The organism is Planomonospora algeriensis (genome assembly GCF_977012225.1).
In genome coordinates this window covers 1-7,398 of sequence record NZ_CDRNDK010000329.1, presented here as the reverse complement: position 1 = coordinate 7,398, position 7,398 = coordinate 1, and the positions used below count along the sequence as shown (strand labels likewise).

The following is a 7,398-nucleotide window of genomic DNA, read 5'->3' as shown; positions in this document are numbered from 1 at the left end:
CGCTGGGCGGGACGGCGCTGGGCGGGACGGCGCTGGGCGGGCAGGCGACGGCCCCGGCGGGCGGCGGCACGGAGAGAACGGAGGAAACGGAGGCGGACCGTTCCTGGCCGCTCTCCTTCGGCCAGGAACGGCTCTGGTTCCTCAACCGCTTCGACCCGGCCGACACCGTCTACAACACCCCCTGGTGCGTACGGCTGCGCGGCCCGGTCGACGCCGGGGCCCTCACCGGGGCCCTCACCCGCGTCGCCGGGCGGCACCACGTGCTGCGGAGCCGGTTCCGGCTGGCCGGCGACCGCCCGGTGCAGGTCGTCACGCCGGCCGGGCCGGTCCCGCTGGAGCTCGCCGAGGTCGCCGGGGATCCGGCGCCGGCCGTGGTGGAGCTGATCAACCGGCCGTTCGACCTGGCGGCGGACCCGCCGCTGCGGGCGGCGCTGCTGCGGCTGGACGACGGGACCCATCTGCTGTGCCTGGTCCTGCACCACATCGTGGTCGACGGCTGGTCGCTGGACGTCCTCATGCGGGAGCTGGCCGAGTGCTACGCGGCCCGGCGCGAGGGGCGCGAACCCGCGCTGGAGGAGCTGCCGATGCAGTACACCGACTTCGCCGTCGAGGACAGGCGGCGCGACCGCACGGCCCGGCTGGAGTACTGGACCCGCACCCTGGCCGGGGTTCCCGTCCTGGACCTGCCGGGCGACCTGCCCCGCCCGGCCCGGTGGACGGGACGCGGCGGGCAGGAACCCCTGCTGGTGCCCGGCGAGACGGTCGCCCGGCTGGAGGAGGTCGCCCGCCAGGGACGCTGCACGCTGTTCATGGCCCTGGTCGCGGCCTACCAGGCCGCGCTCGGGCTGCTGGCCGACCAGGACGACCTCTGCGTCGGGGTGCCGGTCGCGGGGCGCGGCCGGACCGAGCTGGCCCCGCTGATCGGGTACTTCTCCACGACCCTGGTGCTCCGCGCCGACCTGTCCGGCGACCCCACCTTCCGGGAGCTGCTCAAACGCACTCGCGTCACCCTGCTGCGCGGGCTCCAGCACGCCGACGCGCCCTTCGAGCAGATCCTCGGGGCGCTGCGCCTGCCGCGGGACCTGAGCCGCCCGCCGCTGCTGCAGGCCATGTTCAACCTGCACAACATGCCCAAGGACGACCTGCTGCGCACGTCGATGGGGGACCTGGAGGTCGAGGTCTACCCGGTTCCGGCCGCGGGCCGTACCAGGGCGGAGATCTCCGTGGACGCCTGGCGCGCGGGCGAAGGACTGGGCGGGGTCCTCGACTACGGCTGCGACCTGTTCACGCCGGAGACCGCGCGGCGGTTCGCCCGCGTCTTCACCGGCCTGCTGGAACGCGCCGGGACCGACCCGGACCTCCGGCTGTCCGAGCTGGCGGGCGGCTGACGTGGACCCGGCACGGGGATCCGGCCGCGGATCCGAGATGGAAGGGAGACGAACGGTGCTGACGCCGATAACGCCGCCGACAACGCCGCCGACAACGCCGACGCCGCCGCTGACGACGCTGGAGCTGACACGGCGCCGCCGGGACCTGACGCCCGACGCGGTGGCGGTGAGCGGGCCCGGGGGCGAACTGACCCACCGCGGGCTGCACGAGCGGGTCGACGCCCTGGCGGCGCTCCTGCGCGAGCGGGGCGTGGGCCCGGAGGTCCCGGTCGGGATCTGCATGGAGCGCACCGTGGGGATGGTGGTCGCGGTGCTGGCCGTCTGGGCCGCCGGCGGCGCGTACGTCCCGCTCGACCCCGCCTTCCCCGCCGACCGGCTCCGGCTGATGCGCGAGGACGCGGGGCTCGGCCTGGTGCTGACCCAGGACGGCGTGGACGCGCGGCTGCCCGGCGGGACGCCCCGCACGCTGGCGCTCGCCCCGGACGGCACGGTCCCCGGCGTGCGCCCCGCTGCGGGCGGCCCGTCCGCCCCGGACGGCCCGATGGGCGACCTGGCCTACCTGATCTACACCTCCGGATCCACCGGGCGGCCCAAGGGCGTGGCGGTGCCGCACGGTGCGGTGGCCAACCTGATCGGATCGTTCTCCTCCCTGCTGGAGCTCACCCCCGCCGACCGCTGGCTCGCCGTCACCACGCTCTCGTTCGACATCTCGGTGCTGGAACTGCTGCTCCCGCTGGCCTGCGGCGCCCGGCTCGTGGTGGCCTCCGCCGACCGGGTGGCCGACGGCCCGGCGCTGCGCGCGCTGGCGGCCGAGGAGCGGATCACGGTCATGCAGGCCACCCCGGCGACCTGGCGCATCCTGCTGGAGGCCGGCGGGGTGCCGGAGACGGTCCGGACGCGATTGTGCGGGGGAGAGGCGCTCCCTCGCGACCTCGCCGACGTGCTCGGTTCCGGCGGCGCCCGCCTGTGGAACGTGTACGGCCCGACGGAGACGACCGTGTGGTCCACGGCCGGTCCCGTCCCGCCCTCCCCGGCCCCGGTGGACCTGGGCGGGCCGATCGCCGACACCGCCCTGTACCTGCTGGACGCCGCGGGCGACCCGGTGCCGGAGGGGGAGGTGGGGGAGCTGCACATCGGCGGCGCCGGGGTGGCGCGCGGCTACCACGGCCAGCCCGCCCTGACCGCGGCCCGCTTCCTGCCCGACCCCTTCTCCGGCCGGCCGGGCGCGCGTATGTACGCCACCGGAGACCTGGCCAGGATCGGCACCGCGGGACGCCTGGAGTACCTGGGCCGGGCCGACCAGCAGGTCAAGATCCGCGGCTTCCGGATCGAGCTCGGCGAGATCGAGACCGCCCTGCGCGCGGCCGGGGAGGTACGGCAGGCCGCCACCGCCGTGCGCGAGGGGCCGGACGGGCTGCCCCGGCTGGTCGCCTACGTCGTCCCGGCGGGAGACCCCGGAGACCCCGGAGCACCCGGAGCCCTCGGAGCCCTCGGGGGCCCGGACGGCCCAGGTGAGGCGGGCGGTGCGGGGGACACCGGTGGCGCAACGGACACGGGCGGTGCGGGGGACACCGGCGGCGCGGGCGGTCTCTGGCCGGTGCTGCGCGCCCGGTTACGGGCGAGCCTGCCCGAGTACATGGTCCCCGCCCACCTGGTGCTCCTCGACCGGCTGCCGCTCACCCCCAACGGCAAGCTGGACCGCGCGGCGCTGCCGTACCCCGATTGGGCGCGGGTCACCGGGACCCCCTACCGGGCCCCGTCCACCCCGGAGGAGAAGGAGCTGACCGCGATGTGGACCGACGTCCTCGGCCTGGACGAACCGGTCGGGGTCGACGACGACTTCTTCGAGCTCGGCGGGCACTCGCTCACGGCCGCCCAGATCATCGCCAGGGTGCAGGTGCTGTTCGGCGTCGCGGTGCCGATCGTGGCGCTGTTCGAGAACCCCACGGTGGCCGGGTTCGCCCGGGAGCTCGACCGTACGGGCGACGGAGCGGACGACGGGCCGGACCTGATGGACATGGCGGCGCTGCGCGAGCAGCTCGACGGGCTCAGCGCCGAGGAACTGGCCGCCCTCTTCGACGAACTGGCGCCGGGCGCATGAGGGCGCCCCTGTCCCCGGCGCAGGAGCGGCTCTGGCTCCTGCAGCGTCTCGACCCGGAGAACGCCGCCTACAACCTCTACCTCGTGCGCGCGCTGCGCGGCCCGCTCGACCGGGCCGCGCTCACCGGGGCGTTCGACGACGTCCTGGCCCGCCACGAGAGCCTGCGCACCCGCTTCACCGAGGAGGAGGGGGCGCCCTGGGCCGTGGTCGAGCCCCCGGCGCCCGCCGCCGTCGACTGGCAGGTCGCGCGGGACCGCCGGGAGGCCGACCTGATCATGGCCGAACGGGCCAACGCCCCGTTCGACCTGGCGCAGGGACCGCCCCTGCGGATCACGGTGATCCGCCTCGGCGACGACGAGCACGTGCTCTGCGTGACGATGCACCACATCATCGCCGACGGGTGGTCGCTCAACGTGATCCTGGACGACCTGGCCGCGTGCTACACGGCCCGCGTCTCCGGCGTCCCGGCGCAGCTCGCCCCGCTGCCCGTCCAGGCCGTCCACCACGCCCTCTGGCAGCGGAGCCGGGCCGGGCGCGCGGTGCCGTACTGGCGGGAGAAGCTGGCCGACCCGCCGCCGCCGGAGCTGCCCTTCCGCGAGGGAACGGCGAGCGGGGAGGGGGACTTCCACCGGCTGCGGCTGCCGCCGGCGACGGCCCGGCGGCTGGAACGGCTGGCCGGGGAGCGGCGCACCACGCTGTTCACCGTGCTCATGGCGGCCTACCAGGTGCTGCTCTCCCGGCACACGGGGCAGACCGACATCCTGGTCGGCAGCGTCTTCTCGGGCCGGGACCGGGTCGAACTGGAGGCGATGGTCGGGTACGTCTCCCAGACGGTGGTCCTCCGGGGCGACCTGAGCGGCGACCCGTCCTTCACCGAACTGATCGCCCGCATGCGGGGCGAGGTCCTGGGCGCGATGGCGGGCTCCTCCGTGCCGTTCGAACGGCTCGACGGGCGGGCGGAGTCGCTGCTGCCGTCGATGCTGATCCTGCACACCCAGGACGGCGGCCCCCGGCGGCCGTTCGGGGACCTGGAGGTGACCGGGCTCGAAGCCGGGTTCCGGCAGGCCAAGAGCGACCTGCTGGTCGAGGTCTGGTCGGACGCCGACGGGCTGGACATCTCGCTCTGCTGCGACACGGGGCTGTTCGGCCCGGAGGCGGTGCGGCGCCTGGCCGGGCGGTTCGCCCGGTTGCTGGAGTCCGTCGCGGCCGAGCCGGACGTCGCGATCTCGGACCTGCGGATCTGGACGGAGGAGGACGAGGCGGAGATCCGTGCCCAGGCCGTGCCCGGAGGAACGGAACCGCCGGGCGGCGACGGCCGTGCCCCGGGCGCCGGGACCACCGGGGTCGCCAGGGCCGCGGCGCCCGCCGGGCTCCCCGGAGACGCCGCGGACGCTCCGGGCGCCGCGGAGGCCGGGACGCCGAAGGATGCCGGGACGGTTCCGGAGATGATCGCCGAGGTCGCGCGGCGGTCGCCCGGCGCGGTGGCCGTGGTCTGCGGCGGGACGCAGGTCTCCTACGGGGAACTGCTGGCCCGCGCGGACGCGCTGGCCGGCGTGCTCGGGGAGAGCGGGGTGCGCCCCGGTGACATCGTCGGTGTCTGCCTGCCGCGCTCGGTCGAGGCGATCGTCGCGCTGCTCGCCGTGTGGCGGGCCGGCGCGGCCTACCTGCCGCTCGATCCGGACGACCCCGACGAACGGCTCGCCTTCTCCCTGGCCGACGCCTCGGTCGTCCACGTGCTCACCCGGCGGAGCCTTCCCCCCCGGCCGTCTCGCGATCGATCCGTCCGGCCCGGCGGCCGGAGACCCGGAGCCGGGCCGTACCCGTACGGCGGCCACGGGGACGGACGCGGAGCCTCCGGCGATCACGGAGGCGGGTGCGGGGCCCGCGGCGGTCCGGTCGGCGGACGCGGCCTATGTGATCACCACCTCGGGCTCCACCGGGCGCCCCAAGGGCGTGGTCGTGGAGCACGGGGCCGTCACCGCACGGGTGCGGTGGATGCGCTCCGCCTACGGCCTGGCCCCCGGCGACCACGTGGTCCAGTTCGCCTCGCTCGGCTTCGACGCGCACGTCGAGGAGGTCTTCCCCACGCTGGCGGCGGGCGCCGCGCTGGTGCTGCTCCCCGACGGGGCCACCAGTCTGCCGGAGGTGCTCGCCACCCCGGCGGGCCGGCGGGTCACCGTGCTGGACCTGCCCACCGCCTACTGGCACGCGCTGGTGGAGGAGCAGGAGGAGGTGGCCTGGCCGCCCGGGCTGCGCCTGGTGATCCTGGGCGGGGAGCAGGTCGCGGCGGCGGCGGTCGAACGCTGGCGGACCCGGTTCGCCGACCGGGTCCGGCTGGTCAACACCTACGGGCCGACCGAGGCCGCGGTCATCGCCACCGCCGCCGACCTGGGCGCCGACGCGGCCTCGGGCCGCCCGCCGATCGGGCGGCCGATCGGCGAGACCTGGATCCACGTGCTGGACGGACGAGGCCGGCCGCTCCCGGCGGGCGCGGCGGGCGAACTCGTCATCGGCGGGGCGGGGGTGGCGCGCGGCTACCTCGGCAGGCCGTCGCTGACCGCGGCGGTGTTCGTCCCCGACCCGTACGGCCCGCCGGGCGCGCGCCGCTACCGGACCGGCGACCGGGCCCGCCGCCGCCTCGACGGTCGGCTGGAGTTCCTGGGACGGCTGGACGGCCAGCTCAAGGTGCGGGGCTTCCGGATCGAGCCCGGAGAGGTCGAGAGCAGGCTGCTCGATCATCCGGAGGTGGGGCAGGCGTTCGTCACCGTCCGCGGTGAGGAGCTGATCGCCTACTTCACCGGCACGGCGGATCCGGCCGAGCTCCGCGCCCGGCTGGAACGCGTGCTGCCCCGGCAGCTCGTCCCGGCCGCCTGGGTGCGGCTGGAGGCGCTGCCCCTGACCTCGAGCGGCAAGGTCGACCGCGCGGCCCTGCCCGAACCGGACCTCGTCCCGGCCGCCGGGCGGGTCCCGCCCCGCACCGACGCGGAGAAGCTGGTGGCCGGGATCTGGGAGGAACTGCTCGGCGTCACCGGTCCCGGCGTGTTCGACGACTTCTTCGCGCTGGGCGGGCACTCCCTGCTGGCCACGCGGGTGGCCGCACGGATCCGCCGCGCGACCGGCGTGGAGGTCCCCGTCCGCACCGTCTTCGCCCGCGCCACGATCGCGGAGCTGGCCGCCGCGGTGGAGGAGCTGCTGATCGAGGAGCTGGCCGGCATGACCGACGAGGAGGCGCTGGAGCTGCTCGGCGGCTGACCGCCGGATCCTCCGGCGCCGCCGGGATCCGGAACCGGGACCGGCCGGGCGCCGCTCCCGGTTCCGGCCGGGCGCGTGCCACCGGCCGGGGCGGGAGCGGTCACGCCGGCCGCTCCCGCCCCCGGCCGGGACGTCCTCAGGACGTCCCCATCCCGCCGTCAGGACGTCCCCACGCCGCCCTCAGACGTTCCCGCACCGCCCTCAGGATGACGGGCGGCCCGACCCGGAACGCTGACCCCGGCGGAGCGGGAGGGACTGCTTGGCCATGCGCTGTGCCTGAGTGCTGCCGCCGGGATGGTCGGCGCCGTGCACTCCGCTCGCCTTGCCCGCGCGGGAGGGCGTGCCGCCGGTGGGGACGGGGCCGGCCTGCTTCCGCTGGGTGGAGGAGGTCTTCCGCTGCTCGTGCTGGGCCTTCGTCTGCCGTGACTTCGAACTCATGAGCACCCCCGAGAATCTATGGCATTAAGGTGGCTCATGTCCGTTTTCTGCTGGGAGAAACACCGGGATACGGCCGGTCTTCGCTCCGGCCGGGTGTCGTGGTCCTCCATGGGAGGAAGACGGTGAAGGGGCGGCCGGGGACGGGGCTCGGCGCGCAGTGCCGGCGGGTGGCCGAGGCGGGCTGTCGAGCCGGCGCCGACGGCGGCGGCCGCGGAGGCG

General features: G+C 76.1%; 4 protein-coding genes and 1 pseudogene. 4 read left to right on the top strand and 1 reads right to left on the bottom strand.

All coding sequences use genetic code 11. From position 1 onward, the window contains the following. From ACWJ6R_RS26370 to ACWJ6R_RS26355, 4 genes and pseudogenes are all read left to right on the top strand, one after another. On the top strand, positions 1-1,388 hold a 1,388-nt coding region (locus ACWJ6R_RS26370), incomplete at its 5' end, for a condensation domain-containing protein (protein ID WP_449064814.1). Between the two features lie 55 nt (positions 1,389-1,443). Beyond that, complete coding sequence (locus ACWJ6R_RS26365) at positions 1,444-3,489, top strand: non-ribosomal peptide synthetase (protein WP_449064813.1); 2,046 nt, start codon at positions 1,444-1,446, stop codon at positions 3,487-3,489. Next, positions 3,486-5,225 (top strand): annotated as a pseudogene (locus tag ACWJ6R_RS26360) (condensation domain-containing protein); the annotation flags it as partial. The gene ACWJ6R_RS26365 and the pseudogene ACWJ6R_RS26360, both read left to right, overlap by 4 nt. Then, entirely contained in the window at positions 5,164-6,741 is a 1,578-nt protein-coding gene (locus ACWJ6R_RS26355; protein WP_449064815.1) for a non-ribosomal peptide synthetase, read from the top strand. The pseudogene ACWJ6R_RS26360 and the gene ACWJ6R_RS26355, both read left to right, overlap by 62 nt. A gap of 201 nt (positions 6,742-6,942) precedes the next feature. On the opposite strand, the gene ACWJ6R_RS26350 is transcribed toward ACWJ6R_RS26355, so the two are convergent. Beyond that, positions 6,943-7,179: a hypothetical protein gene (locus tag ACWJ6R_RS26350; RefSeq protein ID WP_449064812.1), complete on the bottom strand. Its 237-nt coding sequence runs from the start codon at positions 7,177-7,179 to the stop codon at positions 6,943-6,945. Positions 7,180-7,398: the final 219 nt, after the last annotated feature.